The organism is Kribbella sp. NPDC049174 (assembly GCF_043197365.1).
Taxonomy (GTDB): Bacteria; Actinomycetota; Actinomycetes; order Propionibacteriales; family Kribbellaceae; genus Kribbella.
In genome coordinates this window covers 528,535-553,523 of record NZ_JBICSZ010000003.1, presented here as the reverse complement: position 1 = coordinate 553,523, position 24,989 = coordinate 528,535, and the positions used below count along the sequence as shown (strand labels likewise).

The 24,989-nt window shown below is 68.8% G+C and carries 28 protein-coding genes and 1 pseudogene; 22 read left to right on the top strand and 7 right to left on the bottom strand.

What is annotated here, in order from left to right; genetic code table 11:
• The 12 genes from hpt (at position 1) to ACGFIF_RS19915 (ending at position 9,385) form a co-directional block, all read left to right on the top strand.
• Positions 1–552, top strand: coding sequence for a hypoxanthine phosphoribosyltransferase (hpt, locus tag ACGFIF_RS19970; RefSeq protein WP_393156243.1), 552 nt, complete (start codon positions 1–3; stop codon positions 550–552).
• Between the two features lie 247 nt (positions 553–799).
• Positions 800–2,836: an ATP-dependent zinc metalloprotease FtsH gene (gene ftsH / locus ACGFIF_RS19965; RefSeq protein ID WP_393156241.1), complete on the top strand. Its 2,037-nt coding sequence runs from the start codon at positions 800–802 to the stop codon at positions 2,834–2,836.
• 77 nt (positions 2,837–2,913) lie between these two features.
• The gene (gene folE, locus ACGFIF_RS19960) at positions 2,914–3,486 is read left to right on the top strand and encodes a GTP cyclohydrolase I FolE (protein WP_393156239.1); all 573 of its coding nucleotides are present in this window, start codon (positions 2,914–2,916) and stop codon (positions 3,484–3,486) included.
• A 131-nt stretch (positions 3,487–3,617) separates the two neighbouring features.
• Positions 3,618–4,760 carry a S1 family peptidase gene (locus ACGFIF_RS19955; protein ID WP_393156237.1) on the top strand — a complete coding sequence of 381 codons (1,143 nt, stop codon included), beginning with the start codon at positions 3,618–3,620 and terminating at the stop codon, positions 4,758–4,760.
• A gap of 120 nt (positions 4,761–4,880) precedes the next feature.
• Positions 4,881–5,678: a dihydropteroate synthase gene (gene folP / locus ACGFIF_RS19950; RefSeq protein ID WP_393156807.1), complete on the top strand. Its 798-nt coding sequence runs from the start codon at positions 4,881–4,883 to the stop codon at positions 5,676–5,678.
• Positions 5,675–6,160: a nuclear transport factor 2 family protein gene (locus tag ACGFIF_RS19945; protein ID WP_393156236.1), complete on the top strand. Its 486-nt coding sequence runs from the start codon at positions 5,675–5,677 to the stop codon at positions 6,158–6,160. The genes folP and ACGFIF_RS19945 overlap by 4 nt, the downstream gene beginning before the upstream one ends.
• 73 nt (positions 6,161–6,233) lie before the next feature.
• Positions 6,234–6,623 (top strand): dihydroneopterin aldolase, encoded by a 390-nt coding sequence (folB, locus tag ACGFIF_RS19940; protein ID WP_393156233.1) that lies wholly within the window; start codon positions 6,234–6,236, stop codon positions 6,621–6,623.
• A complete protein-coding gene (folK, locus tag ACGFIF_RS19935) occupies positions 6,620–7,177 on the top strand; it encodes a 2-amino-4-hydroxy-6-hydroxymethyldihydropteridine diphosphokinase (RefSeq protein ID WP_393156231.1) in 558 nt (185 codons plus the stop codon). Before folB ends, folK begins: the two co-directional genes overlap by 4 nt.
• A 2-nt stretch (positions 7,178–7,179) precedes the next feature.
• Positions 7,180–7,692 (top strand): DUF3180 domain-containing protein, encoded by a 513-nt coding sequence (locus ACGFIF_RS19930; protein ID WP_393156230.1) that lies wholly within the window; start codon positions 7,180–7,182, stop codon positions 7,690–7,692.
• Between the two features lie 11 nt (positions 7,693–7,703).
• Positions 7,704–8,144 (top strand): hypothetical protein, encoded by a 441-nt coding sequence (locus tag ACGFIF_RS19925; RefSeq protein WP_393156228.1) that lies wholly within the window; start codon positions 7,704–7,706, stop codon positions 8,142–8,144.
• 36 nt (positions 8,145–8,180) lie between these two features.
• Entirely contained in the window at positions 8,181–8,579 is a 399-nt protein-coding gene (locus tag ACGFIF_RS19920) for a hypothetical protein (RefSeq protein WP_393156226.1), read from the top strand.
• 23 nt (positions 8,580–8,602) lie between these two features.
• Positions 8,603–9,385 (top strand): inositol monophosphatase family protein, encoded by a 783-nt coding sequence (locus tag ACGFIF_RS19915; RefSeq protein ID WP_393156225.1) that lies wholly within the window; start codon positions 8,603–8,605, stop codon positions 9,383–9,385.
• On the opposite strand, the gene ACGFIF_RS19910 is transcribed toward ACGFIF_RS19915, so the two are convergent.
• A complete protein-coding gene (locus ACGFIF_RS19910; RefSeq protein WP_393156223.1) occupies positions 9,386–10,591 on the bottom strand; it encodes an NADH-quinone oxidoreductase subunit D in 1,206 nt (401 codons plus the stop codon).
• Between the two features lie 26 nt (positions 10,592–10,617).
• Here ACGFIF_RS19910 and ACGFIF_RS19905 point away from each other — a divergent pair, with 26 nt between their 5' ends.
• Both ACGFIF_RS19905 and ACGFIF_RS19900 read left to right on the top strand, forming a co-directional pair.
• Positions 10,618–11,106 (top strand): PH domain-containing protein, encoded by a 489-nt coding sequence (locus ACGFIF_RS19905; protein ID WP_393156221.1) that lies wholly within the window; start codon positions 10,618–10,620, stop codon positions 11,104–11,106.
• Positions 11,103–12,560: a PH domain-containing protein gene (locus ACGFIF_RS19900; RefSeq protein WP_393156219.1), complete on the top strand. Its 1,458-nt coding sequence runs from the start codon at positions 11,103–11,105 to the stop codon at positions 12,558–12,560. Before ACGFIF_RS19905 ends, ACGFIF_RS19900 begins: the two co-directional genes overlap by 4 nt.
• Positions 12,561–12,667: 107 nt before the next feature.
• On the opposite strand, the pseudogene ACGFIF_RS19895 reads toward ACGFIF_RS19900, so the two are convergent.
• Positions 12,668–13,333: pseudogene (locus ACGFIF_RS19895) on the bottom strand (SAM-dependent methyltransferase); the annotation flags it as partial.
• Entirely contained in the window at positions 13,303–13,803 is a 501-nt protein-coding gene (locus ACGFIF_RS19890) for a 2'-5' RNA ligase family protein (protein WP_393156217.1), read from the bottom strand. The gene ACGFIF_RS19890 and the pseudogene ACGFIF_RS19895, both read right to left, overlap by 31 nt.
• Positions 13,804–13,932: 129 nt before the next feature.
• On the opposite strand from ACGFIF_RS19890, the gene ACGFIF_RS19885 reads away from it, so the two are divergent.
• The 8 genes from ACGFIF_RS19885 (at position 13,933) to ACGFIF_RS19850 (ending at position 22,336) form a co-directional block, all read left to right on the top strand.
• On the top strand, positions 13,933–14,790 hold the full coding sequence (locus ACGFIF_RS19885; protein ID WP_393156216.1) for a Rossmann-like and DUF2520 domain-containing protein: 858 nt from the start codon (positions 13,933–13,935) through the stop codon (positions 14,788–14,790).
• Entirely contained in the window at positions 14,787–15,614 is an 828-nt protein-coding gene (panC, locus tag ACGFIF_RS19880) for a pantoate--beta-alanine ligase (RefSeq protein ID WP_393156214.1), read from the top strand. Before ACGFIF_RS19885 ends, panC begins: the two co-directional genes overlap by 4 nt.
• Positions 15,615–15,636: 22 nt before the next feature.
• The gene (locus tag ACGFIF_RS19875; protein ID WP_393156213.1) at positions 15,637–17,301 is read left to right on the top strand and encodes an L-aspartate oxidase; all 1,665 of its coding nucleotides are present in this window, start codon (positions 15,637–15,639) and stop codon (positions 17,299–17,301) included.
• On the top strand, positions 17,294–18,166 hold the full coding sequence (nadC, locus tag ACGFIF_RS19870) for a carboxylating nicotinate-nucleotide diphosphorylase (RefSeq protein WP_393156211.1): 873 nt from the start codon (positions 17,294–17,296) through the stop codon (positions 18,164–18,166). The genes ACGFIF_RS19875 and nadC overlap by 8 nt, the downstream gene beginning before the upstream one ends.
• Positions 18,166–18,927, top strand: coding sequence for a type III pantothenate kinase (locus ACGFIF_RS19865; RefSeq protein ID WP_393156210.1), 762 nt, complete (start codon positions 18,166–18,168; stop codon positions 18,925–18,927). The genes nadC and ACGFIF_RS19865 overlap by 1 nt, the downstream gene beginning before the upstream one ends.
• A gap of 101 nt (positions 18,928–19,028) precedes the next feature.
• On the top strand, positions 19,029–19,475 hold the full coding sequence (locus ACGFIF_RS19860; protein ID WP_393156209.1) for a hypothetical protein: 447 nt from the start codon (positions 19,029–19,031) through the stop codon (positions 19,473–19,475).
• 38 nt (positions 19,476–19,513) lie between these two features.
• The gene (locus tag ACGFIF_RS19855; RefSeq protein WP_393156208.1) at positions 19,514–20,947 is read left to right on the top strand and encodes a multicopper oxidase family protein; all 1,434 of its coding nucleotides are present in this window, start codon (positions 19,514–19,516) and stop codon (positions 20,945–20,947) included.
• 102 nt (positions 20,948–21,049) lie between these two features.
• Positions 21,050–22,336 carry a hypothetical protein gene (locus ACGFIF_RS19850; RefSeq protein ID WP_393156805.1) on the top strand — a complete coding sequence of 429 codons (1,287 nt, stop codon included), beginning with the start codon at positions 21,050–21,052 and terminating at the stop codon, positions 22,334–22,336.
• On the opposite strand, the gene ACGFIF_RS19845 is transcribed toward ACGFIF_RS19850, so the two are convergent.
• The 4 genes from ACGFIF_RS19845 to ACGFIF_RS19830 form a co-directional block, all read right to left on the bottom strand.
• Positions 22,322–22,978: a DedA family protein gene (locus ACGFIF_RS19845; RefSeq protein ID WP_393156207.1), complete on the bottom strand. Its 657-nt coding sequence runs from the start codon at positions 22,976–22,978 to the stop codon at positions 22,322–22,324. The genes ACGFIF_RS19850 and ACGFIF_RS19845 overlap by 15 nt on opposite strands.
• A gap of 48 nt (positions 22,979–23,026) precedes the next feature.
• A complete protein-coding gene (locus tag ACGFIF_RS19840; RefSeq protein WP_393156205.1) occupies positions 23,027–23,905 on the bottom strand; it encodes an SPFH domain-containing protein in 879 nt (292 codons plus the stop codon).
• The gene (locus ACGFIF_RS19835) at positions 23,893–24,339 is read right to left on the bottom strand and encodes an NfeD family protein (protein ID WP_393156204.1); all 447 of its coding nucleotides are present in this window, start codon (positions 24,337–24,339) and stop codon (positions 23,893–23,895) included. The genes ACGFIF_RS19840 and ACGFIF_RS19835 overlap by 13 nt, the downstream gene beginning before the upstream one ends.
• A gap of 74 nt (positions 24,340–24,413) precedes the next feature.
• Positions 24,414–24,980: an ArsR/SmtB family transcription factor gene (locus ACGFIF_RS19830; protein WP_393156202.1), complete on the bottom strand. Its 567-nt coding sequence runs from the start codon at positions 24,978–24,980 to the stop codon at positions 24,414–24,416.
• Positions 24,981–24,989 lie beyond the last annotated feature (9 nt).

The following is a 24,989-nucleotide window of genomic DNA, read 5'->3' as shown; positions in this document are numbered from 1 at the left end:
GTGGATGCGTCGGACATCGAGAAGGACCTGAGCAAGATCCATTACACCGAGGACCAGATCCTGGCGAAGCTGCGGGAGCTGGCCGGCCGGATCGAGCGGGACTACGAGGGCAAGGACCTCCTCATCGTCGGCGTCCTGCGCGGCGCGGTGATGGTGATGGCCGATCTGGCCCGGTCGTTCAGCCGGCACATCGAGATGGACTGGATGGCCATCTCGTCGTACGGGTCGGGCACCAAGTCGTCCGGGGTGGTCCGGATCCAGAAGGACCTGGACACCGACATCACCAACCGGCACGTGCTGATCGTCGAGGACATCATCGACACCGGGCTGACGCTGAGCTGGCTGGTCAGCAACCTGGAGTCGCGCAAACCCGCCTCGCTGGAGCTGTGCACGGCGTTCGTGAAGCCGGACGCGGCCAAGATGGCGGTCCCGGTGAAGTACGTCGGCCTGGAGCTGCCGGACGAGTTCGTCGTCGGGTACGGACTCGACTACGCGGAGAAGTACCGGAACCTGCGCTGCGTCGCCACCCTCGCACCGCACGTGTACTCCTGACGCCCGGATTGCCCGGATCCGGGCAATCCGGACCGTGCCCGGCCGGGCCAATTCCGGCCGTGGGGGTGCTTGCGCGCCGTCCCCGGGGCAGACTTGGTGACAGCCTGTACAACTGGCTCTACCGTCCTTGGGTGACCCTCGTGGTGGGCAGGCTTGCCCGGCACGAGACACTTGGACTGGTGTTACCGTCTCAAGCCCGCATACCCGGGCCTGCCGAGCTAGGAGGGACGGGGCGTAGGCCTCGATCATGGACGTGAAGCGCATCTTCCGCGGACCCCTGTTCTGGATCGTCGTCGCCTTCCTGGGCGTTCTGGTGATCGGACAGCTCCTGACCGGCTCGACCGGGTACAAGACCGAGCCGACCGGGCAGGTCGTGCAGCTGATCCAGCAGGCCACCAGCTCGTCGGACAAGACGATCAAGTCGGTGACGCTGATCGACCCCGACCAGGAGATCCGGGTCGAGAAGACCGACGGCACCAAGGTCCGTGCGCACTGGGTCGACGGCCAGGCCAACACCCTCGGCCAGTCGGTGCAGAAGCTCTACGACGACAAGAAGATCGAGCGGTACGACGTCGAGAACCCGAAGCCGAGCTTCATCGGCCAGGTGTTCTCCACCCTGATCCCGTTCCTGCTGATCGCGGTCGTCTTCATCTTCTTGATGAACTCGATGCAGGGCGGCGGCTCGCGGGTGATGAGCTTCGCCAAGTCGAAGGCCAAGCTGATCACCAAGGACACCCCGAAGACCACCTTCGCGGACGTGGCCGGGTGTGACGAGGCGATCGAGGAGCTCGGCGAGATCAAGGAGTTCCTGCAGGAGCCGGGCAAGTTCCAGGCGGTCGGGGCGAAGATCCCCAAGGGCGTGCTGCTCTACGGCCAGCCCGGTACCGGTAAGACCCTGCTGGCCCGTGCGGTCGCCGGTGAGGCCGGTGTGCCGTTCTACTCGATCTCCGGTTCGGACTTCGTCGAGATGTTCGTCGGTGTCGGTGCCTCCCGGGTCCGGGACCTGTTCGAGCAGGCCAAGACGAACGCCCCCGCGATCGTGTTCATCGACGAGATCGACGCCGTCGGCCGGCACCGTGGTGCGGGCCTCGGCGGCGGTCACGACGAGCGCGAGCAGACCCTGAACCAGCTGCTGGTCGAGATGGACGGCTTCGACGTCCGCGGCGGTGTGATCCTGATCGCGGCCACCAACCGGCCCGACGTGCTCGACCCGGCGCTGCTGCGTCCCGGCCGGTTCGACCGGCAGATCGCCGTCGACGCGCCGGACCTGCCCGGTCGCGAGCAGATCCTGAAGGTGCACGCGCGCGGCAAGCCGATGGCGCCGGACGTGGACCTGACCGCGGTCGCCCGCCGTACGCCGGGCTTCACCGGTGCGGACCTGGCCAACGTGCTGAACGAGGCCGCGCTGCTGACCGCGCGGAACAACCAGCAGGTGATCGACAACCGGGGCTTGGACGAGGCGATCGACCGCGTCATCGCCGGTCCGCAGCGCCGGAGCCGGCTGATGTCGGACAAGGAGAAGGTGCTGACGGCGTACCACGAGGGCGGGCACGCCCTGGTCGCTGCCGCGCTGCCGCACTCCGACCCGGTCCAGAAGGTGACGATCCTGCCGCGTGGCCGGGCGCTCGGCTACACGATGGTGATGCCGGACGAGGACAAGTACTCGACCACCCGGTCCGAGATGCTGGACAAGCTCGCCTACATGCTCGGTGGCCGCGCGGCCGAGGAGATGGTCTTCCACGACCCGACCACCGGCGCCAGCAACGACATCGAGAAGGCGACCGCACTGGCCCGCGCGATGGTCACGCAGTACGGCATGACCGAGCGGCTCGGCGCGATCAAGTTCGGCCAGGACAGCAGTGAGCCGTTCCTGGGCCGCGACATCGGCAGCCAGCGCAACTACTCCGAGGAGATCGCGGCCGCGGTCGACGAGGAGGTCGGCAAGCTGATCCTGAACGCGCACCAGGAGGCCTTCGACATCCTGGTCGAGAACCGCGCGGTGCTGGACCACCTGGTCGAGGAGCTGCTGGAGAAGGAGACCCTGGACAAGCACGAGATCGCCCGGGTCTTCGCGCCGGTGCAGAAGCGCGAACGGCGGCCGGCCTGGACGGGTTCGTCCACCCGGGTGCCGTCGGACCAGCCGCCGGTGATGCCGGTGCCGACCCGCGCCGAGCAGAACGGCTCGCTGTCCGACGTCCTGCCCGGCGGTTCGGTCGGCCCGGACGAGGCCATCAACCCGCCGAGCTACGGCAGCGGCCCGACCCCGCCGTCGCCGAAGGACTGACTCCGGCAATCAGCTCAGCGAGCGCCGCTGCCCACCAGGGCGGCGGCGTTCGCCGTTGCTGGACCTAGAGTGTCCGGATGACGTCGCCGAAGTTCGACCACGCGCGGGCCGAGCGGGCGGTCCGCGAGCTGCTGATCGCGATCGGGGAGGATCCCGACCGCGAGGGGCTCCTGGACACCCCGGCCCGGGTGGCGCGCTCGTACGCCGAGATGACCGGCGGACTGGGACAGCGGGCCGAGGACGTGCTCACCACCACGTTCGACATCGGTCATGACGAGATGGTCCTGGTCAAGGACATCGAGGTCTGGAGCCTGTGCGAGCACCACCTGGTGCCGTTCACGGGTGTCGCCCACGTCGGCTACATCCCGAGCCGCGACGGCCGGATCACCGGCCTCTCGAAGCTGGCTCGGCTGGTGGACGTGTACGCGAAGCGCCCGCAGGTGCAGGAACGCCTCACCACCCAGGTCGCCGACTCGCTGCTCGAGCTGCTGGAGCCGCGCGGCGTGATCGTCGTGATCGAGTGCGAGCACCTGTGCATGACCATGCGCGGCGTCCGCAAACCAGGCGCCAAGACCATCACCTCCGCCGTCCGCGGCCAGCTCCGCAACCCGGTCACCCGGGCCGAGGCGATGAGCCTGATCGTCGGCTGACCGTAGCCTCCGTGCCGGTCGGTTCGTTGACGTTTGAGAGCCGATGGCTGTGGACATTCTGTCGCTGAGCGTTTACTTTCCGTAGTGGTGCTTGGTCGACGGGGATCAGGCACCGGCGTGAGGAGGACAGGATGTCAGGGCGTTACCGGGTCGGCGCCGCGTTCGCCGGAGTCGTCGTACTGACGGCGGCCGGGCTGGTCGCGGCGAACTGGGCCAACGCCGAGTCCCGCAGCGATCGCAAGACCGCTCAAGCGGATCCGGTCGACCAGGTGACGGACAAGTCTCCGCTGGTGGCCGACGCACTCGAGTCGGAGCTCGGCTCGAAGGCGGTCGGCAGCTACTACGACGACGCCGGGAAGCTGGTGGTCGCGGTGTCCGACCTGTCCACCGCCCAGCTGGTCCGCCAGGCCGGCGCGATCCCGAAGCTCGTCCGCTTCACCGCCGACCAGCTGAACGCCGTACAGGCCGAGCTGAACCGCCTGGCCACCGGCTCGAGTGCGGGCAAGGTCCGGTCCTGGTACGTCGACCCCATCTCCGGCACCGTGGTCGTCACCGTGCCGAAGGGTGCACGGGACGCGATCACCGAGCGGTTCGTCGAGCGGGCCAAGGCGAACGGTGACCAGGTGACGGTCCGGACCGTGTCCGGCCGGGTGACCACGACCGCCGACGACTTCAGCCTGCGCGGCGGCATGAAGGTGGACAAGAACACCGGATACGTCTGCTCGCTCGGGTTCAACGCCCGCACGACCAAGGGCACCCGGATCTTCCTCACCGCCGGGCACTGCACGGCCGGGAAGCCGTCGTTCTCCCGGAACGGGTACGTCCTCGGCAACACCCGGACGTCGAGTTTCCCGGGCAACGACTTCGGCACGGTCGGCGTGATCGACGGCTGGGACCAGCAGGGGTACATCGAGGGCTGGGGTGCCGGGAACGTCGCGGTCAAGGGGATCGCGAACGCCACCATCGGATCGACGCTGTGCAAGTCGGGCAAGAGCACCGGCTGGACCTGCGGGAAGATCGTCGCGCGGAACGTGACCGTGAACTACGGCAGCAACAAGGTCGTCCGCGGGCTGTTCCAGCACACCGCGTGTGTCGAGGGCGGCGACTCCGGCGGCGCGAACATGACCGGCAACTACGCCCAGGGCATCACCAGCGGGGCCGCGTTGATCAACGGCCAGTGCCTGGAGAAGTACGGCCAGACCAACGAGTCCTACGCCCAGCCCGTCGCCGAAGCCCTGAAATCCACCAAGTCGCGCCTGGTTCTCAGCAACTGACCCTGCCTTTGGGCTGTGGGCGGCTCCCGGTGTGTAGGTGGGGGCTACTACGGTGTGTGGGTGGGAACTGAGTCTTGGCGTCACGTCGACGGTCTGCCGGTGGTGGATCGGTGCTTGGTGATGGGCGTTGTCAACGTGACGCCGGATTCGTTCTCCGACGGTGGCGAGTGGTTCGAGCCGACCGCGGCCATCAAGCACGGCCGGGAACTGCTGGCGGAAGGGGCCGACCTGCTGGACGTCGGCGGCGAGTCGACCCGGCCCGGGGCTGAACGGCCCGCACCCGAGGAGGAGATCCGCCGGGTGCTGCCGGTGATCGAGGCGCTCGCGGCCGACGGCGCACTGATCTCGGTGGACACCATGCGTGCCGGAGTCGCGGCACTTGCCCTCGACGCCGGCGCGGTGATGATCAACGACGTCTCCGGCGGCCAGGCCGATCCGGACATGCTTCCTCTGGTTGCCGAGCGTCGTACGCCGTATGTCTGCATGCATTGGCGCGGTCATTCGATCGACATGCAGAACAAGGCCGAGTACGACGACGTGGTCGCCGAAGTGGTCGCGGAACTGGGCGAGCGGATCGAGGCGATGCGGGCGGCCGGGATCGACCTGAACCGGGTCGCACTCGACCCCGGACTCGGTTTCGCGAAGAACGCGGACCACAACTGGGAGATCCTGCGCCGGTTGCGGGAATTCGCCGTACTGGAAAGACCGTTGCTGATCGGTGCGTCCCGGAAGGCGTTCCTCGGTAGGCTGCTCGCCGACGAGCAGACCGGTGAACCCAGACCGGCCGTACGACGAGACGAAGCGAGCGCGGCTGTTTCCGCCCTGGCCGCCGCCGCGGGAGCCTGGTGTGTCCGGGCCCATGCGGTGGCACCGAGCGCGGACGCGGTCCGGGTGGCGAAGAGATGGGGAACGGTATGACGGACGGACCCGGCGGTCCGCGGCAGGGCACCAATGGTGAGGGTGCTGCGCGCGGTGCCACGGTGGAGGACGTCGTGCTGACCGCCAACACCGCGTTCTACAACGCGTTCGAGGCCGGCGACCTGGACCTGATGGCAGCGGTCTGGCTGCCGGAGCCGGACCCGGTCTGCATCCATCCGGGGAACGCCGCGATCTACGGGTACTCGGAGATGATGCGGGCCTGGGCGATGATCTTCGCCAACACGCCGTACATCCAGTTCTTCCTGACCGATGTCCAGGTCCGCGTGGATGAAGACGTGGCATACGTCACGTGTACGGAGAATGTCCTGTCCTCGGGCGAGGGTGCTCCCGAGGAGGGATTCGCCGGTGGCAAGGCACTGGCCACGAACGTCTTCCGCAGAACTTCCTCCGGCTGGCGGTTGTGGATCCACCATGCCTCCCCGGTACTGTCGTCTGGGGGCCGACAGGAGGAGGCGCCGTGAGCGAGCGGAGCGAGGTCACCATCAAGCACAGCGCGCTCCGTTCATCCGCGCCCGCAGCGAAGCGAGGACGTGGATGAGCGGTCCCGTAGTGCCTCCTGATGTGATCGAGATCCGTGGCATCCGTGGGTTCGGGCGCCATGGGGTGTTCGAGCACGAGCGGGCCGACGGACAGGAGTTCGTCGTGGACGTCCGGCTGGAGCTGGACACCCGGCTCGCCGCGGCCTCCGACGACCTGGCCGACACCGTGAACTACGGGGTGGTGGCCGAGCGGGTGCACCATGCGATCGAGAACGACCCGGTGGACCTGATCGAGACCCTCGCCCAGCGCATCGCCGACCTGTGCCTCGCCGACCGGCGGGTGACAGCGACCGCGGTGACCATCCACAAACCTTCGGCACCGATCACGGTGCCGTTCGACGACGTTGTCCTGACCGTGCAGCGCAGAGCCGGAGAATCCTCGTGACTGAGACCCCTAGTCCCCACGTCATCGATGCGGACACCCTGAGCGGTGGCCTCAAGCCGATCCGCCAGGTCATCCTGTCGCTCGGCAGCAATCTCGGCGACCGTGAGGCGAACCTGCAGGGCGCGGTCGATGCGCTGCGGGACACCCCGGACGTCGTGGTCGTCGAGGTCTCCCCGGTGTACGAGACCGACCCGATCGGCGGGCCGACCGAGTCCGGTCCGTACCTCAACATCGTGCTGCTCGCCGACAGCACGCTGCCGGTGGAGATGCTGCTGGACCGCGCGCACGCGATCGAGCAGGCGTTCGGCCGGGAGCGCAGCGTGCCGGGCGCGCCGCGGACCCTGGACGTCGACCTGATCACCTACGGGCAGAAGACGATCGAGTCCGACGAACTGACCGTTCCGCACCCGCGGGCGCACGAGCGTGCGTTCGTGCTGGCGCCCTGGCTCGACATCGAGCCGGACGCGGTGCTGCCCGGGCGGGGTCCGGTGGCCGAGCTGCTGGCCAAGGTCGGCTCGGTCGGTGTGACCAAGCTCGACATCGAGCTGCAGTAGTGGTGTCCGGCGGTCCCGAGCCCGGTCGGGCGCCCGGCAAGGAGCCGCCGCGCCCGGGTTCGGTCCGGCCGACCTCGCGCTGGCTGCTGGTCGCGATCGCCGTCCTCGGGGCGGCGGTCGGCCTGACCATGGTGAAGGCGATCGAGTCCGGCGGCGGGGTCGCCCCCGAGGTGTCCTGGCTGACCCTGGTCGCCTGGACGTTCCTGGCCGCGCTGCTGTTCGCGGCGGCCCGCAACACCCACCAGCGGATCCAGGTACGACGGGAACGGGTCGAACCGTCGCGGGCGGTGTTCCTGTTGCTGATCGGGAAGGCCAGTGCGTTCGTCGGCGCGTTGTGCACCGGTGTTTACGCAGGGTTCGCGTTATCCTTCCTGGAAGCGGTGAGCTCTTCCGGGCCCCGCAACCGTGTGATCATGGCCGGTGCCGCGGCGGTGGTCTCAGTGCTGGTCGTCACGGCCGGATTGTTGCTCGAACGCGCGTGTCGTATTCCCGAGGACCCCGACGAGACCCCCTAACATGTCGGTCCATGGGCTCAAGGGGTAACCGCCGTCGAACCAGGGCCACAGTTCTCGCCGTCGCCAACTCTCTGCTGGTCGTCGTCTGCCTGGGCGTGTCCATCGCCCTGTTCTCGCAGAACGCCTGGATCCTGCGGGCGGCCGCCGTGGTCGCCGTACTGGTCGCCGTCGGTGCCTCGCTGCTGGTCCGCCACCAGCTCCTGGTCGAACGCCTCGCCCATTCGGAGGAACGGGCCCAGGTGGCCCAGGAGTACTCCCGGATCACCAGCGCCCGCGTGGTCGAGAACGCCGAGTTCGTCGACCTGATGCAGCGCCGGCTGGACAAGATCGACGCGCGGCTGGACAAGATCGACGAAGAGGTCGCCACGGTCGTTGCCGCCGGCGACAAACACTCCCAGGCCGACGCCCCCACCGTCGTGGACCTCAAGCTGCGAGGTCTGGCCGCTTCCTGAGTCCACGCCCATACTGCGGTGTGGGAGGGGATGCACATGGGGCTGGACGCGAATTTCCCGGCCGTGACGATGAACGACCCGAACGGGCACGTCACGGTCTACAACCAGGATCATCTGCCGATCGGGCAGCTCGGGCCGACACCGTTCGAGTCACCCTCGGTGAACGTGACGTGTCGGCGCAAGGCCTGGGAGGACGCGTACTGGTACAGACTGCTGAACCCGGACGGCTGGGACTTCCCGGCGACCGCCGCCTACGTGTCGGCCGACGAGACGCACGAGCTGAATCCCGGTCAGCCGTATCCGATCCCGGAGTGCAAGAACCTCGGCTGCCGCCGTAAGGCCGGCCAGGCTGTCGCCGCGGGCGTCCTCGCCGCCGGTGCTATCACCGCGGTCCGATCCTGGCGCCGCAGAGCGGACGCGACCGGCACCACTTGAGGCGGTCGCGTAGGTTCTGCCCTGTGGACATCTCCGAACTGCTGAAGGTCGCCGAAGCCGCTGTCGATCAGGGGAGGACGGTGACCGACACCCGGGCGCCGGGAGAGCTGACCTCCAAGGGTGATCGGGACATGGCCTCCGAGGTGGACTTCGCGGTGGAGCGTGCGGTCCGGGCCTTCCTGGAGCGGGAGACGCCTGACATCGGCGTGCTGGGCGAGGAGGAGGGCGGCGCGACCGACGGGACTCGATGGGTCCTCGACCCGATCGACGGAACGGTCAACTTCATCCACGGAGTTCCGCTGTGGGGGATCTCGCTCGGCCTCATCCACGAGGGCCGGGCGGTCCTGGGAGTCATCGACCACCCCGCGCTGGGGACCAGGTACTCCGCCGCCGAGGGCCTCGGCGCGACCTGTAACGGGAAGCCCATCCGGGGCAGCGAGTGCACGGACCTGACCGACGCATTGGTTGCCGTGGGCGACTATGCCGTCGGCCCGGACGCGGCCGCACAGAACGCTCAGCGGCTGGCGCTGACCCAGTTGCTGTACCCGCGGGTGCAACGCCTCCGGATGATCGGTACGGCGGCCACCGCGCTGACCTGGACCGCGGCCGGCCACTTCGACGCGACGGTGATGTTCTCCAACAAACCCTGGGACACCATGGCCGGTGTGGCCATCAACCGCGAGGCCGGCGTGGTCCTGCTCGACCTGGACGGTTCGGACCATACGCCCGAGTCGCGCGGCACCGTCGCGGTCTCGGCCGCACTCCGCGAGCCGATCCTGGAGCTGATCAGCGAGGCGATGGGCTGATCACTTGTCGATGTCGCCGACGACGAAGAACATGCTGCCGAGGATGGCGATCATGTCGGGGATGACGGTGCCGGGCAGCAGTGCGGGCAGCACGGAGATGTTGTTGAAGCTGGCCGAGCGGAGCTTGAGCCGCCACGGGGTCTTGTCGCCGCGGGAGACCAGGTAGTAGCCGTTGATGCCGAGCGGGTTCTCGGTCCAGGCGTAGGTGCTGCCCTCCGGGACCTTGAGGATCTTCGGCAGCCGCACGTTCACCGGCCCGGCGGGCATCGACGACAGCTTGTCGATGCACGCGTCGACCAGGTCGAGTGAGACCTTCACCTGCTCGAGCAGCACCCAGAACCGGGCGAAACAGTCGCCCTCGGGCCGGGTGACGACCCGGAGTACGCCGTCGCGCTGCAACTCGTCGTACGCGAGGTAGGGCTCGTCGCGGCGGAGGTCGGCGTCCACGCCGGAGGCCCGGGCGATCGGGCCGGAGACGCCGTACTGTGCGATCAGCTCGGGGGACAGGGGGCCGACGCCGACGGTGCGGGCCCGGAAGATCTCGTTGCCCAGGACAATGTCTTCGATATCCGGCAGCCGCTTGCGGACCGCGGCCGAGGCGGCCGACGCGCGGCCGAGCCAGCCGTGCGGCAGGTCCTCCTTGAGGCCGCCGACGCGGTTGAACATGTAGTGCATCCGGCCGCCGGACAGCTCCTCCATCACCGCCTGGAGGGTCTCGCGCTCGCGGAAGGCGTAGAAGACCGGGGTGATCGCGCCGAGCTCGAGCGGGTAGGAGCCGAGGAACATCAGGTGGTTCAGCATCCGGTTCAGCTCGGCCAGCAGGGTCCGCAGCCAGATCGCGCGGACCGGGACCTCCAGGCCCATCATCCGCTCGACCGCGAAGACCACGCCGAGCTCGTTGCTGAACGCGGACAACCAGTCGTGCCGGTTCGCCAGCACAATGATCTGCCGGTAGTCGCGGACCTCGAACAGCTTCTCCGCGCCGCGGTGCATGTAGCCGACGATCGGTTCGCAGCCGATGATCCGCTCGCCGTCCAGGGTCAGCCGCAGCCGGAGCACTCCGTGGGTGGCCGGGTGCTGTGGGCCGATGTTGAGCACCATGTCAGTGGTCGCCAGCTCCGAGCCGCTCCCAGTCCCGCCGCGCTCGTACGCGGGGTCGAACCCCGCTGCGCCGGCGCCGAGACCCACCACTCTTTCGGTACTCATGACCACTATCGTGACAGGCTTAGGGGGTGGACGACCTCTTCGCACCCTCGGATGTCAGCTGGACGCCGGTCTCGCCGAAGCTGGCCTCAGTCCGCCGGCTGAACTCAGGCCTCACCTTCGGGGTGCTCGGCCTGGCGGCCCTGCTGGTTCTGGGCCTGACGGTGGGCTGGGCGTACGGCGTACTGGCGCTGGTCGTGTTCGCGGCCGGATTCGGCTGGTCGTGGGTGCTGATCGGGCGCAACCAACGGTCCTGGAAGTACGCCGAGCGCGAGGACGAACTGCTGGTCAGCCACGGGATCCTTTTCCGCGAACTGGTGGTGGTGCCGTACGGCCGGATGCAGTTCGTGGACGTGACGGCCGGGCCGCTGGAGCGGTCGTTCGGGATCGCGACGGTGGAACTGCACACCGCGACCCCGGCGACCGACGCGAAGATCCCCGGCCTGCACCCGGACGAGGCGAGCCGCCTGCGGGACCGGCTGTCCGCCCTCGGCCAGGCCCAGGCGTGGGGCCTGTGACCGAGCCGACGCCCGGACCGTACGGCGCCCCCGGGCAGACCACCGAGCAGCAGCCCGCCCCGCCGCAGCGCCCGGTGGAGCCGACCGGGGCGCGGTTGCATCCGCTGACACCGTTCGTGAAGGGCTGGGGGTACTTCGTCGTCGCGGCGATCGCGATGGTGAACAACGAGAGCCTGCGCAGCAACCTGACCCTGGCCGGCTTCGGGCTGATCGCCGTGCTGGTCGGCGGCATCCTGCTCGGCGCGCTGTCCTGGTGGTTCACCAAGTGGCAGCTGACCGACGACGCGATCCGGGTGGACAGCGGGTTCCTGTTCCGCCGGACCAGGATCATCCGGTTCGACCGGATCCAGGCGATCGACGTCGCCCAGCCGTTCGTCGCCCGCCTGTTCGGGATGGCCGAGCTGCGGATGGATGTGGCCGGCGGCGGCAAGAGCGACGGCAAGCTGAGCTATTTCAGGTACGAGGAAGCCGGTGAGCTCCGCACCATTCTGCTGGTCCGGGCCAAGGGTGAGCAGGCGGTCGAGCACGCCGCTCAGCAGCCCGAGCCGGCGCCGATCCTGGTGGTCCCGACGAGCCGTTTGCTCGGTGCGACCCTGCTGTCCTCCACCGTCATCGCCAGCGCCGGTGGTCTGATCTGGCTGATCGTCGCCACCACCGTGATGGAATTCCACATCGGTCTGTTCGCCGGTCTGCCGCTGCTGCTCGGTGTCGTGCAGCCGATCTGGAAGCAGGTCGTCGGCAACCACGGCTTCGCCCTGTCGGAGACCGATCACGGGCTTCGGACCAAGCGCGGCCTGTTCGACGTCCAGCGGCAGACCGTGCCACCTGGTCGCGTACAAGGTCTGCTGATCACCGAGCCGATCATCTGGCGGCTGATCGGCTGGGCCCGCGTGGAGCTGGACATCGCCGGTGTGGCGGGCAATCCGGCCGAGGGGGAGGACGACCGCGAGGGTGCGCAGCTGCTGCCGGTCGGAGACCGCGGCGAGGTGGCCCTCGTCCTGGCCCGCATCCTGCAAGGGCTGGACCTCTCCCGCATCGAGATGCACCGGGCACCGGAGCGGGCCAAGCGGTTGCGCCCGATCGGCTGGCGCTACCTCTCGTACGGCTACGACGGGCAGGTACTCGTGACAACACGCGGCTGGGTCAGCCGTCGTACGTCGATCGTCCTGCACCACAAGACCCAATCGGTGCGACTGGAGCAGGGACCACTCCAGCGACGCCTGGGCCTGGCCAACGTGCACGTGGACACACCACTAGGCCCGACTGATGCCATCGCCTTGCACCGCGACCAGTTCGAGGCCGCACAGCTCCTGGAGGCTCAGGCCGTCAGGGCTCGCGAAGCACGGCGTACGGTGTCCTCGCCGGCTGCTGTCCACACCCAGCCGAACCCGCCAAGCCCAGACGGGTCCAGCAGTTCGGCTGCCTCGCCGGCTGAGGACAGCTCGGCCACGTAGCGTAGGGGGTCCGTCTGAGCGAGCTCGAGGCTTGGGCGGGTTGCGCTGACTCCGAGAGCCCGCAGTGCGTCTCGTTGCAGGACGAGCGATCCACCTAGCGAGTCCAGCGCTACGTGTGCGGTCACGTCGCAAGAGCCGTCCAGCACCGGGTCACACTCGCGGCCGGCTCGGAAGCCGGTCACAGTCCCGTACGGCGGCCGCCCGGCGCGCACATGCCCGTAGTCGATCGTCACCGCCACTCCACCCTCGGCAAGCCGCTCGACAACCGAAGCCCAGGCCAGATCCCGGGTTCTGCCGATCTCCGCCCGATCACCCGGCTCCCGCAACGGCCACCACTCCTCGAGCCAGCCCAGGTCGTTGCCTGAGACAACATCACCGAGGGACAGGTCGGCCAGCAGATACCGAGGTACGCCGTCCTCGTCGAGCTCGGCGACGTCACACGGCACGTTGTCGAGCCACTCGTTGGCGATCGCCAGTCCCGCGATCGACGACGGCAACTCGTCGTCCAGCTCCACCTCGACGACCGACAAGCCCTCGGCTCGCAACACCTTGCCGAGCTCACCCGAACCCGAGCCGATGTCCACAACCTCCGAAGCGCCCACTGCACGAGCCAGCCGCGCCAACGCCTGTCCGAACAACGCAGAGGCGTGCACAGAGGTTCGGAAGTGTGCAGCCGGCCGCTCGCGCCTATAGAACCCTTCAGGCCCGTAGAGCGCGGTCTCCCAGCCTTCGCGAAAGGTGGTCACAGCTGAACGGCGTCGAACTGCCGCCATACCCCGTCGTCGCCCTCACGCCACAGCCCCAACTCGGTCAACTGGACCGTAGGTGCCGGTGTGGCGGCAAGGGCCTCCGTCGCCTCGGCGACAACGGCCGGCGCCCCATCCGTGGCCGACGAGATGGTCAGATGCGGATGCGGGTCCGGGAACTCCCCGCCGTACGGCGGACACTCCGGGAACGCCTCGAAGACCGAGAGCAGCAGCGAGCGCACTGTGTCGAACGGCTCGGGCTTGAGCCAGACCGTGCCGCCCGGGAACTGGCCCGCTGCCGGGAAGCTGAGCTCGAACGGCTCGAAGGACGACACCGCCTCCTCGAGCCGCCGGCGATCCGAGTCACGGGGCTCCACGACCCACGGCACCAGCACGGTGACGTGCGGCGGGATCAGCTCGGTCAGCGGGACGTGCGGTCGCGCCGTCGACCGGGACACCGATCGCCAACGGTCGGTGTAGTCCGCCAGCTCAGGCACTGTGATCAGAATCGCTGTCAAACCGGTACGCGCGGCCCATGCATCGCTCACCACGGCATGCTCTCATCACCTAGGCTGACTAGTAGATCGTCTGGTACCCCGTGCGGGACTGGAACGAAGAGAGTGAGTATGGAACGGATCGGCTTGATCGGAGCCGGCCGGGCCGGAACCGCCCTGGGAGCAGCCTTGGCGGCTGCCGGGCATCCCCTGGTCGGTGTCACCGCACGGTCGAGCGCGTCACGCGAACGCGCCGCCCGGCTCCTTCCCCATGTGCCGGTGCTGACCGCCGACGAGGTCACCACCCGCGCCGACGTGGTCCTGGTCGCCGTACCGGACGACCTGATCAAGGACGTCGCCGAGCAGTTGCCACTCACCAGTAGCCAGTACGTCGTGCACCCGTCCGGCACACACGGCCTTCAAGCACTACCCCAACAGCCCGCAACTCCAGTGGCATTGCACCCGGCGATGACGTTCCCCGGCGGTGCGGTGAGCCTGGAGGGCGTCATGTTCACAGCGACCGCGCCGGACGAGGCCAGGGAGATGGTCGAGCGGCTGGTGAAGGCGGTCGGGGCACAGGTCCAGTGGGTGGCCGAGGAGCAGCGCGCGCACTACCACGCGGGTCTCGTGCACGGCGCGAATCACCTGACAACGTTGGTTACGCAGGCCCTCGCCGTACTGCGGGAGGCCGGGGTGGCGGATCCGGCCGCGACACTCCGGCCACTCGTGACCGCAACCCTCGACAACACGCTGCGATCCGGTCATCATGCGCTCACCGGGCCGATTGCCCGGGGCGATGTCGACACGGTGGTTGCACACCTGGAAGGACTGCGTGACCGGACGGCGAGCACGTACGCCGAACTGGCCCGGGCGACGGTGGAGTTGGCCGCGGCGGACGGACGGCTGGACCCGGACACGGCGGCCCGGTTCTACCAGGTGCTGACCGGGGAACCAGGCGAGCGGTATCGGACAGGGGAGGCACCGCGATGAGACTGACCCAGACGAAGGCCGAACTGCGGGCGGCGGCGGCGATCCGGCCGCGGGCGGTCGTGATGACGATGGGGGCACTGCACGACGGGCATGCGGCCTTGCTTGCCGAGGCCCGGGAACGGGTCGGTCCGGACGGCAGCGTCGTACTGACCATCTTCGTGAATCCGTTGCAGTTCGGGCCGGCCGAGGACTTCGACCGTTATCCGCGCACGCTGGCCAGCGACCTGGCGATCGCCAAGAACGAGGGCGTCGACCTGGTCTTCAACCCGTCCCGCGACGAGCTGTACCCGAACGAGCCGTCCATCACCGTGCATCCCGGTCCGCTGGCCGACGAGCTGGAAGGGATGGTCCGGCCGGGCCATTTCGCCGGCGTCCTGACGGTCGTCGCGAAGATGCTGCACCTGACCGCGCCGGACCTGGCCCTGTTCGGAGAGAAGGACTACCAGCAGCTGACGCTGATCCGCGAGATGGTGTGCGACCTGGACTGGGACGTCGACATCGTGCCGGTGCCGACCGTGCGTGAAGCGGACGGTCTCGCGTTGTCCTCACGCAACCGGTACCTGGATGAGACCGAGCGTGACGAAGCGCTGGTGCTCTATCGGGCGCTCACCGCCGGTGCGAAGGCGGGGATGAACGGTCCGGACGCCGTGATGGCCGCCGCCCAGGCGGAACTCGAGGGGGTGCCGTCGGTGAAGATCGACTATCTCGCCCTGCGAGCACCGGATCTCGGCCCGGTGATCGGCCCCGGCGAGGCCCGCATGCTGATCGCCGCCCGGGTCGGGACGACCCGTCTCATTGACAACATTTCCATCACGCTCAGGTGAAATCGATTGATACGGTCGCGGGATGACCGCTCCTCCTGTCCCGCAACGGTTGGCCGCGCCTGAACCCGGCTGGACCGACACCGTCGACGTGGTGGTGATCGGGTCCGGGATCGCCGGGCTGACCGCCGCGCTCAAGGCCCGTGAGCTCGGCTCCGTCCTGGTGGTGACGAAGGACGTCGTCGCCTCCGGCTCGACCCAGTGGGCCCAGGGCGGGATCGCCGCCGCCCTCAGCCCGGAGGACTCACCCGAGGAGCACCTGCAGGACACGCTCGTCGCGGGCGCCGGCCTCTGCGATCCGGAAGCCGTACGGGCGCTGGTGACGGAAGGGCCGGACGCCGTCCGGGACCTGATCGACCTGGGTGCGCGGTTCGACACCGTCGACGGAGACCTGTCGCTGACGCGGGAAGGCGGGCATCACCGCAACCGCATCGCGCACGCCGGCGGAGACGCGACCGGCGCGGAGATCGAGCGAGCCCTGGTCGCCGCGGTGAAACGCGCCCCCGACATCCGGCTGATCGAGCACGCCCTGGTGATCGACCTGCTGACCGCCGAGGACGGTGCCGTCGCCGGAGTCACCCTGCACGTGATGGGTGAGGGCCAGCTGGACGGTGTCGGCGCGATCCGCAGTCGTGCGGTGATCCTCGCCTCCGGCGGTATCGGCCAGTTGTACGCCGCGACCACCAACCCGAGTGTGTCGACGGGGGACGGGATGGCGCTGGCGTTGCGGGCCGGCGCGAAGGTGCGCGACCTGGAGTTCGTCCAGTTCCACCCGACCGTGCTGTGGCTGGGCAAGAGTGCGAAAGGCCAGCAGCCGTTGGTGTCCGAGGCGGTCCGGGGTGAGGGTGCGTTCCTGGTCGACCACGAGGGCAACCGGTTCATGCAGGGTCAGCACGAGCTGGCCGACCTGGCGCCGCGCGACATCGTGGCGAAGGCGATCATGCGGCAGATGCTTGCCACCGGCAAGGATCACGTCTACCTCGACGCCCGGCACTTCGGCGACGAGAAGTGGCGGGTCCGGTTCCCCACCATCCTGGCGTCCTGCCGTTCGCACGGTATCGACCCGGTCCGTGAGCTGATCCCGGTCGCGCCGGCCTGCCACTACTCGTCCGGCGGCGTCTGGACCGACCTGCACGGCCAGACCTCCGTGCCTGGGCTGTTCGCCTGCGGTGAGGTCGCCTGCACCGGTGTGCACGGCGCCAACCGCCTCGCGTCGAACTCCCTGCTCGAAGGCCTCGTCTTCGCCGGCCGCATCGCCAACCAGTTGGCCAACGGGCTGCCCGAGTTGCGTGAGCCGGCCCACGACACCCGCGTCCCCGGGCTGGTCGACGCGGACGTCGTACCGGAGTTGCAGCGGGTCATGACGGTCGGTGCCGGGGTGATCCGGAGTGCGACCGGGCTGTCCGAGGCGGGTGCGGCCCTCGGCAAGCTGATCGAGCAGCCGGCCGGTGAGCCGGGTACGCCGGGATGGGAAGCGACGAACCTGGTCACGGTGGCGTCCGCGCTGATCGCCGCCGCCACCGCACGTGAGGAGAGCCGCGGCTCGCACTGGCGTGAGGACCACCCCGATCGTGACGACGCTGAGTGGTCAGGCAACCTGGATCTCACGTTGCCGGCCGACGGCGACCAGGCTGTCCCGCGGACGACGTTCGTCCCGCACGAAACCGAGGAGAATGCCCAGCATGGATGACACTGTCGACCGGCAATGGGTCGCTGACCTCGTGCGGGCCACGATCGAGGAGGACCTGGCCGGCGGTGTGGACGTCACCACCACGGCCACGGTCGACGTGGACCAGATCTCGGTCGCGGAGCTCGTCGCCCGCGCCGACGGCGTGGTCGCGGGCCTGGAGATCGCCGAACTGGTGGTCCGGCTGGTGGCCGCACCGGACGAGGTCGAGCTCGAGTACTCCGTCGCCGACGGTGCCGTTGTGCACAAGGGCGACGTACTGATGACACTCCGTGGCAAGACACGGCAGCTGCTGACGGCCGAGCGCACCATGCTGAACCTGCTCTGCCACCTCTCCGGTGTGGCCACGCTGACCCGTCGCTGGGTGGACGCGGTCGAGGGCACCGGCGCGGTCATCCGGGACACCCGCAAGACGATGCCGTTGCTGCGGTCGCTGGAGAAGTACGCGGTCCGCTGCGGCGGCGGCAAGAACCACCGGATGGGCCTGTCCGACGCGGCGCTGATCAAGGACAACCACGTGATCGCGGCCGGTGGGGTCGCCGAGGCGTTCCGTCTGGTCCGCAAGGCGTATCCGGACCTCGGAGTCGAGGTCGAGGTGGACTCGGTCGACGACGCGCTGATCGCGGTCGAGTCCGGCGCCGAGCTGATCCTGCTGGACAACATGGACATCCCGCTGCTCCGCGAGGCCGTCGAGAAGGTGGCCGGCCGGGCCCGGCTGGAGGCGTCCGGCGGCCTGACCCTCGAGCAGGCCCGGGCCGTGGCCGAGACCGGGGTCGACTACCTGGCGGTCGGTGCGCTGACGCACTCGGCGCCGGTGCTCGACATCGCCCTGGATCTGCGGACTGAGTTGAATTTCAAGGACGTCTGATGCTGCTCGCCGTCGCCGTCGAGAACACCCGGACCCTGGTCGGCCTGGTCTTCGAGGGGACGGTCAAGCGGCATTGGTGGGTCGGCACGGATCCCCGCCGGACGGCGGACGAGTGGGCGGTACTCATCCAGGGCCTGCTGGCCGGGGAGTCGCCGGTGTCCGGGATCGCGGTGTGCTCCGCCGTACCGCACGTGTTGCACGAGCTACGCGACGTGGTCGCGCGGTACTACCACGACGTACCGAGTGTGGTGGTCGAGCCGGGCGTGAAGACCGGCCTGCCGGTGCTGGTGGACAACCCGCGTGAGGTGGGCACGGACCGGATCGCCAACGCGCTCGCGGCGGTCCAGCTGTACGGCGCTCCGTGCCTCGTCGTCGACGTCGGTACGGCGATCACCATCGACGTGGTCAACCCGGCCGGTGCCTTCATCGGCGGAGTGATTGCCCCTGGCATCGAGACGGCGACCGACGCGCTCGGGCACGCGGCGGCCCAGTTGCGCCGGGTCGAACTGGTCCGGCCCCGCTCGGTGGTCGCGAAGAACACCGTCGAAGCCCTGCAGTCCGGCGCGATCCACGGTTTCGCGGCCCTGGTCGACGGACTCGTCACCCGGATCCGCGCGGAGCAGTCCCTGGACGAGACCACCGCGGTCGTCCTCACCGGCGCGCTCGCTCCCTTGCTGGCCGAGCAACTGTCCACGCCGGTGCGCAACGAACCGCTATTGACCCTGCACGGTCTGTACCGGGCCTTTGCCCGCAACAACTAGACCCGTCAGTGTCAGATGTGCCCCATTGGGCAGAACCCCTTGTGCAGTGATGTGGCCGGGATCACTATGAGGTGAACGACTTCCGGGGTGGGGGGAAACTAATGAGGTCTGTTTATCGTGCGCTGGCCGGTCTGATCGCGATCGGTGTGGTGGTCCAGGCGATGTCGGTCGCACTCGGCTGGTTCACGGCCCTCAAGGACATGGACGACGGCGCGGTCATCGACAAGAACACCGATTTCAACTTCGGCCAGGGGCTGCACGGCATCGTCGGGATGATGGTCATCCCGGCGCTCGCGCTGCTGTTGCTGATCGTGTCCTTCTTCGCGCGGGTGGAGGGCGGGATCAAGTGGGCCCTGTACGTGCTCGGATTGGTCGTGTTGCAGATCGCGCTCGCCTTCGGCGCCTGGGGTCTGCCCGCGATCGGGGCGCTGCACGGACTGAACGCCTTCGCATTGCTCGCGGTCGCGAGTATGGCCGCCCGGAAGGCCGCCGGTCCGCCGGCCGCGCCGGCCGAGTCGCCGGCGGCTCCGACCGAAGCGGCCAGATAGATGCCGTTGGCAATTGACTCGCGCGTGGCCGCCGGCTGATGTCTCGGCGGCCACGTCGCCGGACCGTGATCGCGGTGCTGGCGACGATCGTCGTGCTCGCACCGATCGCGTGGTTCTGGCAGGGCAGCCTGGTCCCGAATGACCTGTCTCCGATGGAGATGGGGTACGCCGACTACGGCGGCGGGCCCGCCACGCACGCCCACGACGGGCCGGACGTCAGCACGCTCAAGGGTCCGGCCGGCACGCCTGATGTGGCTGTGGATCTCGTTGCACGCAAGGAGAAGTTCAAGATTCCCGGCCGCGGGCCGATGGACGGCTTCACCCTCAACCACACCTCACCAGGGCCCGAGATCGTCGCAAAACAAGGCGATCTGATCCAGGTGACGCTGCACAACGAGTCCGTGCCCGAGGGAATCACGCTGCACTGGCACGGTGTCGACGTACCGGCGGCCGAGGACGGGGTCGCCGGTGTCACGCAGGACGCGGTCCAGCGCGGGCAGTCGCACGTGTACCGCTTCGTCGCCAAGGACGTCGGCACGTACTGGTACCACTCCCACCAGGTCTCCCACGAACAGGTGAAGAAGGGCCTGTACGGCGTACTGATCGTGGAACCGACCGCCGCCGACGTGGTCGCCGCCGTGCACACGTACGACAAGGTCCGGACGGTCAACGGCGGGTACGGCGAACGCCGGGTGGACGCACCTGGATCGACGGTCCGGGTCCGCCTGATCAACACGGACAACGGTCCATGGGCCGCCTGGGTCGACGGAGCGTCGTACCGGATCGTGGCCGTGGACGGGACCGAGGTGAACGCGCCACCGGACGTGAGCAACAAATCCGTGCTCGTCACCGCGGGCGGCCGGATCGACCTGCAACTGACCATGCCGCAGGGGTCGGCGGTGCGGATCGGTCTCGGCGGCGGGCCGACGACCCTGGTGATCGGTCAGGGCGATGCCCCGACCGGTAGTGAACCGCGTGATCGCGTCGACCTGCTGTCCTACGGGAAGCCGGCGGAGCTCGGCCTCGACCCGGCCAAGGCGACCCGGGTGTTCCACTACAACATCGGCCGGCGGCCCGGGTTCTTCGACGGGCGTCCGGGGCTGTGGTGGACGATCAACGGGCATCAGTTCCCCCACGTCCCGATGTTCATGGTGACCGAAGGCGACATCGTCCGGATGACGATCAAGAACAACTCCGGCCAGGTCCATCCGATGCACCTCCATGGCCACCATGTCGTCGTCCTGAGCCGCAACGGTGTCGCCGCCACCGGGAGCCCATGGTGGACCGATTCGCTGAACGTGGAGGACAACGAGGCCTATGAGGTCGCGTTCGTCGCCGACAATCCGGGGATCTGGATGGATCACTGCCACAACCTGCCGCACGCTGCCCAGGGCCTGGTCACCCACCTGATGTACAGCGGCGTCAGCACCAAGTTCCACCTCGGCGGAGCGGCCGAGAACCAGCCTGAGTGATACCGATCCCGCAACGCTTGTGCAGGATGGGTACCAGGTACTAGGTATGGTTCACCCGGTCGGTTGTGAGGCAGCTGAGACGAGGTGGTCGGAGTGCGGCGCATGCTCGCCGTGGCGCTGGCGGTGCTGGTCGGCACCACCGCCCTGACCGCGTGCCAGACGGATCCGATGCCCGCCGACGTGACGGTCTCCTGGGCCGGTGACGGCCGCACGGCGGTCCAGGTGAGCTGGAAGGACGACAACGCCCCCAACCGGATCACCATCGAGGGTGTGCTCAGCAGCAGTCCGTCGTACGTGAAGTACGTCGGTGCCGGCGAGCCGAACACCTGGGAGATCCCGACCTCGGCGTTCCCGCCCGACGGCAACTACCGGGTGGCGGTGGCCACCGGGACGTCGCAGGGCGGCGTGACCAGCAAGCTCGCGCGCTCGGATGTGTTCGACACCGACGGCCCGGTCCGCCCGGGTGCGGCCAGCGCGACCCCGCAGGGCCGGGGTGTGCTGATGACGTGGTCGGTGCCGGTGGCGCCACAGGACTTCACCCCGAACGATCCGATGGACGTGAAGGGCCCGAAGACCCAGCGCTACGTCCCGATGGTCGGGCGGCCCGGCGGCACGATGCGCGCGATCGGTCCGGGGACGACGTCGACGCGGCAGTTGATCAAGAGCCTCCAGCCGCCGTACCTGTTCCAGCTCCGGGCGCAGAACGAGTGGAGCACCCGGGTCGGCGGCGAGGTGCTCGGCCTGACCAGCTCGATCAACGGTGTGGTGCCCGCGCTGGCCCAGTTCAGTGTGCCGGTGCACGTCCGTGGTCGCGTCGTCATGCAGGAGGTCGTCTGCGAGGCGGAGACCACCTGCGTCGAGCGTCGGGCCACCCCGGCCGGCGTGCCGGTCGTGGTGCTGACCCAGGTCACGCCGGGCGCCCGCTGGACCCCGGCGGCCCGCGGTTCGACGACGGCCGGCGGGCACTACGACATCCCGATGATCAACGGCCCGAGCCGGCCGTACAAGATCACCGTGCCGGGCTACACCCGTGTCGGCGTCCTCACCGGTTCGTCGAGCAGCCGGCCGGCGTACACGAAGAGCGTGGTCCGGGTCGCGACGGCCGGGTTCGTCGGCGGACCGGCGAAGCGGCGCGGCGACAACGTGCTGGTCTACACGACGGTCAAACCGGCGATGAACTCGACCGCGATCCTGCAGTCCTGGAACCGGCAGACCCGCACGTGGGTGAACCTGAAGGCGGTGCCGCTCCGCAACGGGCAGGCCTCGCTGCTGTTCAAGGCCTCCCAGGCGGGCAGCTTCGCCTACCGGTTCGTCATTCCCGGCGCGATGATGTTCGGCCGCCCGATGAATGGCACCACCACCCCGCAACTGCCGCTAAACGTCCGCTGACTCCGGCTGCGCCACCGGCTCGGGTACGACGCGGTGCTTGCGGCGGATCTTGTAGTAGCTGTACGCCGCGACCGCCGCCAGCACGAGCACCACCAGGGCCCAGATCGACAGCTGGCCGAAGATCCTGTCCGCGTTGTCGCCGATGTTGTACGCGACGATCCCGATCGTGGTCGCCCAGGCGATCCCGCCGCCCGCGTTCGCGGCCAGGAACTGCGGATAGGGCATCCGCAGCATGCCGGCCATCGGACCCGCGAAGATCCGTAGCAACGCGACGAACCGGCCGAAGAAGACGGTCCAGACGCCGTACTTCTGGAAGTACTTCTCCGCGCGCAGGATCCGGTCCTCGGAGAAGTGGTGGAACCGGCGGCCGAGCCGTTCGAACAGGCCGCGGCCGGCCTTGCGGCCGATGTAGTAGCCGATCGAGTCGCCGATGATCGCGCCGGCCGCGGCCGCGCCGATCACGAACTCCAGCCGCAGGTGACCCTGCGACGCGAGCAGCGCGGCCGCGATCAGCGTCGTCTCACCCGGTAACGGCACCCCCATGCTCTCGATCCCGATGACCAGTCCGACGACCAGATAGGCGACGATCGCCATCCCACCGGTCGGAACGACGATCGCGAGCGCGTGCCCCAGTACCCCCATGTCTTCCATGGTGGCATCCGGACACAACCCTTTTAGGGGCTCAGGGCATCAGTCCGGGGTAATCTCAGGGTTCTTGCCGTTGGCGACCTCCGGGGTCAGGCCGTTGAACGCCTTGGTCACGTTCTGCAGTGCCGAGGTGACCTCGGACGGGATCACCCAGAACGTGTTGCCGGGGCCCTTGGCCAGCTCGGGCAGCATCTGCAGGTACTGGTACGCAAGCAGCTTCGGGTCCGGGTCGTTGCGGTGGATCGCCTCGAAGACCGTGTCGATCGCCTTCGCCTGGCCCTCGGCTCGCAGGATCGCGGCCTGCCGGTCGCCCTCCGCGGTCAGGATCCGGGACTGCCGCTGGCCCTCGGCGGCGAGGATCGCGGCCCGCTTCTCCCGGTCCGCCCGCATCTGCTTCTCCATCGACTCCTTGATCGACGGCGGCGGGTCGATCGCCTTCAGCTCGACCCGGTTCACCCGGATGCCCCACTTGCCGGAGGCTTCGTCGAGCACCCCGCGCAGCTGGGAGTTGATGTGCTCGCGCGACGTCAGCGTCTTCTCCAGATCCATGCTGCCGATGACGTTGCGCAGTGTGGTCACGGTCAGTTGCTCTATCGCCTGGATGAAGTTGGCGATCTCGTACGCCGCCGCCCGCGGATCGGTGACCTGGAAGTACAGCACGGTGTCGATGTTGACGACCAGGTTGTCCTCGGTGATCACCGAGCGTGGCTCGAACGAGACCACCTGCTCGCGCAGGTCGATCAGCTGCCGGGGCCGGTCGATGAACGGGATGACGATGTTCAGGCCGGGCTCGAGGGTGCGCAGGTACCTGCCGAGGCGCTCGACGTTGCTGGCCCGCGCCTGCGGCACGATCCGGACCGTCCGGATGACCAGGACGACGGCGAGCAGGGCGATGATCAGCCCGAAGATCAGTTCGGCCATGGATCCTCCCTTGGATGGACGAGGGCGGTGGCCCCCTCGATGGCGAAAACATCGACCGTGGTTCCCTCGGGGATGACGAGGTCGGGGTCGTAGGACCGCGCGCTCCACTCCTCGCCGCCGATCCGGACCCGGCCCGGTTCACGTCCGACCTGGCGCAGCACCACGGCCTCGCGCCCGACCAGCGCGGCCACCCCGGTGCGCAGCTGTGGATGCGACATCAGGTGACGGCGGGCGACCGGCCGGACCAGCGTGATCATCGCGGCGGCGGTGACGGCGAAGACCAGTAGTTGCAGCCCGATCCCGAGCCCGAGGCCGGCCGCTCCGCCCGCGGCCAGCGCGGCGACGGCGAGCAGGAGCAGATCAAGGGTCGCCGTCATCAACTCGGCGGTGCCGAGGACGGCGGCGATGATCAACCACAGGAACCAGGACTGCATGACGACCACCCGGCGGCGGAAAGGTACCTCTCTTTCGAAGGTACCCCGGGATCGGTGGTTCGGTAGCTAACAGTTCAGCTTTCTTGTGGCGGCTTCCCCATCGGTACGACGGCCAGCAAGGTGCTGATCTGGCGCGTACCGGCCGGATGCGAGGCCGGCGTCCGGCCCTTCTTGTAGCGGTCGACCAGGTCGGTCAGCTCCTGGCCGAACTGCTTGGCCTCCTCGTGGGTCAGCCACAGCCGGGACCGGCTCAGCGAGCTGATGTCGTCCCAGGGGTCGTCACCGGCCATCTGCTCGAACTGCTCCAGCACCCGGTCCACCGAGGACCGGATGATCGCCTGGCTGGCCAGCCGGCCGGCCTCACTTGACTGGGACGAGATCATCAGGCTGCCGGCCGCCGCCCGCCACGGCCGCTCCCGGCCGTCGGCCGACTCGTCGGCCCGCTCGACGATGCCCCAGCGCTCCAGCGCCCGCAGGTGGTAGCTCATCGCGGACGGCGTCAGGCCGGCCAGCTCCGCACACTCGGTCGCGGTCAGCACCTTGCCGTTGAAGAGCTCGTCGATCACCCGCTGCCGGGCCGGGTGCGCCAGGGCGCGGATCGCCCGCGGGTCGTCGATCACCACGCGCTTCTTCTTGGCCACGACGTCAGC

Bases quoted from the DNA above. Each gene is read 5' to 3' on its own strand.
- ftsH (WP_393156241.1), top strand. From the start codon at position 800: ATGGACGTGAAGCGCATCTTCCGCGGACCCCTGTTCTGGATCGTCGTC.
- folE (WP_393156239.1), top strand. From the start codon at position 2,914: ATGACGTCGCCGAAGTTCGACCACGCGCGGGCCGAGCGGGCGGTCCGC.
- ACGFIF_RS19955 (WP_393156237.1), top strand. From the start codon at position 3,618: ATGTCAGGGCGTTACCGGGTCGGCGCCGCGTTCGCCGGAGTCGTCGTA.
- folP (WP_393156807.1), top strand. From the start codon at position 4,881: ATGGGCGTTGTCAACGTGACGCCGGATTCGTTCTCCGACGGTGGCGAG.
- ACGFIF_RS19945 (WP_393156236.1), top strand. From the start codon at position 5,675: ATGACGGACGGACCCGGCGGTCCGCGGCAGGGCACCAATGGTGAGGGT.
- folB (WP_393156233.1), top strand. From the start codon at position 6,234: ATGAGCGGTCCCGTAGTGCCTCCTGATGTGATCGAGATCCGTGGCATC.
- ACGFIF_RS19925 (WP_393156228.1), top strand. From the start codon at position 7,704: ATGGGCTCAAGGGGTAACCGCCGTCGAACCAGGGCCACAGTTCTCGCC.
- ACGFIF_RS19920 (WP_393156226.1), top strand. From the start codon at position 8,181: ATGGGGCTGGACGCGAATTTCCCGGCCGTGACGATGAACGACCCGAAC.
- ACGFIF_RS19910 (WP_393156223.1), bottom strand. From the start codon at position 10,591: ATGAGTACCGAAAGAGTGGTGGGTCTCGGCGCCGGCGCAGCGGGGTTC.
- ACGFIF_RS19885 (WP_393156216.1), top strand. From the start codon at position 13,933: ATGGAACGGATCGGCTTGATCGGAGCCGGCCGGGCCGGAACCGCCCTG.
- panC (WP_393156214.1), top strand. From the start codon at position 14,787: ATGAGACTGACCCAGACGAAGGCCGAACTGCGGGCGGCGGCGGCGATC.
- ACGFIF_RS19875 (WP_393156213.1), top strand. From the start codon at position 15,637: ATGACCGCTCCTCCTGTCCCGCAACGGTTGGCCGCGCCTGAACCCGGC.
- nadC (WP_393156211.1), top strand. From the start codon at position 17,294: ATGGATGACACTGTCGACCGGCAATGGGTCGCTGACCTCGTGCGGGCC.
- ACGFIF_RS19865 (WP_393156210.1), top strand. From the start codon at position 18,166: ATGCTGCTCGCCGTCGCCGTCGAGAACACCCGGACCCTGGTCGGCCTG.
- ACGFIF_RS19860 (WP_393156209.1), top strand. From the start codon at position 19,029: ATGAGGTCTGTTTATCGTGCGCTGGCCGGTCTGATCGCGATCGGTGTG.
- ACGFIF_RS19855 (WP_393156208.1), top strand. From the start codon at position 19,514: ATGTCTCGGCGGCCACGTCGCCGGACCGTGATCGCGGTGCTGGCGACG.
- ACGFIF_RS19850 (WP_393156805.1), top strand. From the start codon at position 21,050: ATGCTCGCCGTGGCGCTGGCGGTGCTGGTCGGCACCACCGCCCTGACC.
- ACGFIF_RS19845 (WP_393156207.1), bottom strand. From the start codon at position 22,978: ATGGGGGTACTGGGGCACGCGCTCGCGATCGTCGTTCCGACCGGTGGG.
- ACGFIF_RS19840 (WP_393156205.1), bottom strand. From the start codon at position 23,905: ATGGCCGAACTGATCTTCGGGCTGATCATCGCCCTGCTCGCCGTCGTC.
- ACGFIF_RS19835 (WP_393156204.1), bottom strand. From the start codon at position 24,339: ATGCAGTCCTGGTTCCTGTGGTTGATCATCGCCGCCGTCCTCGGCACC.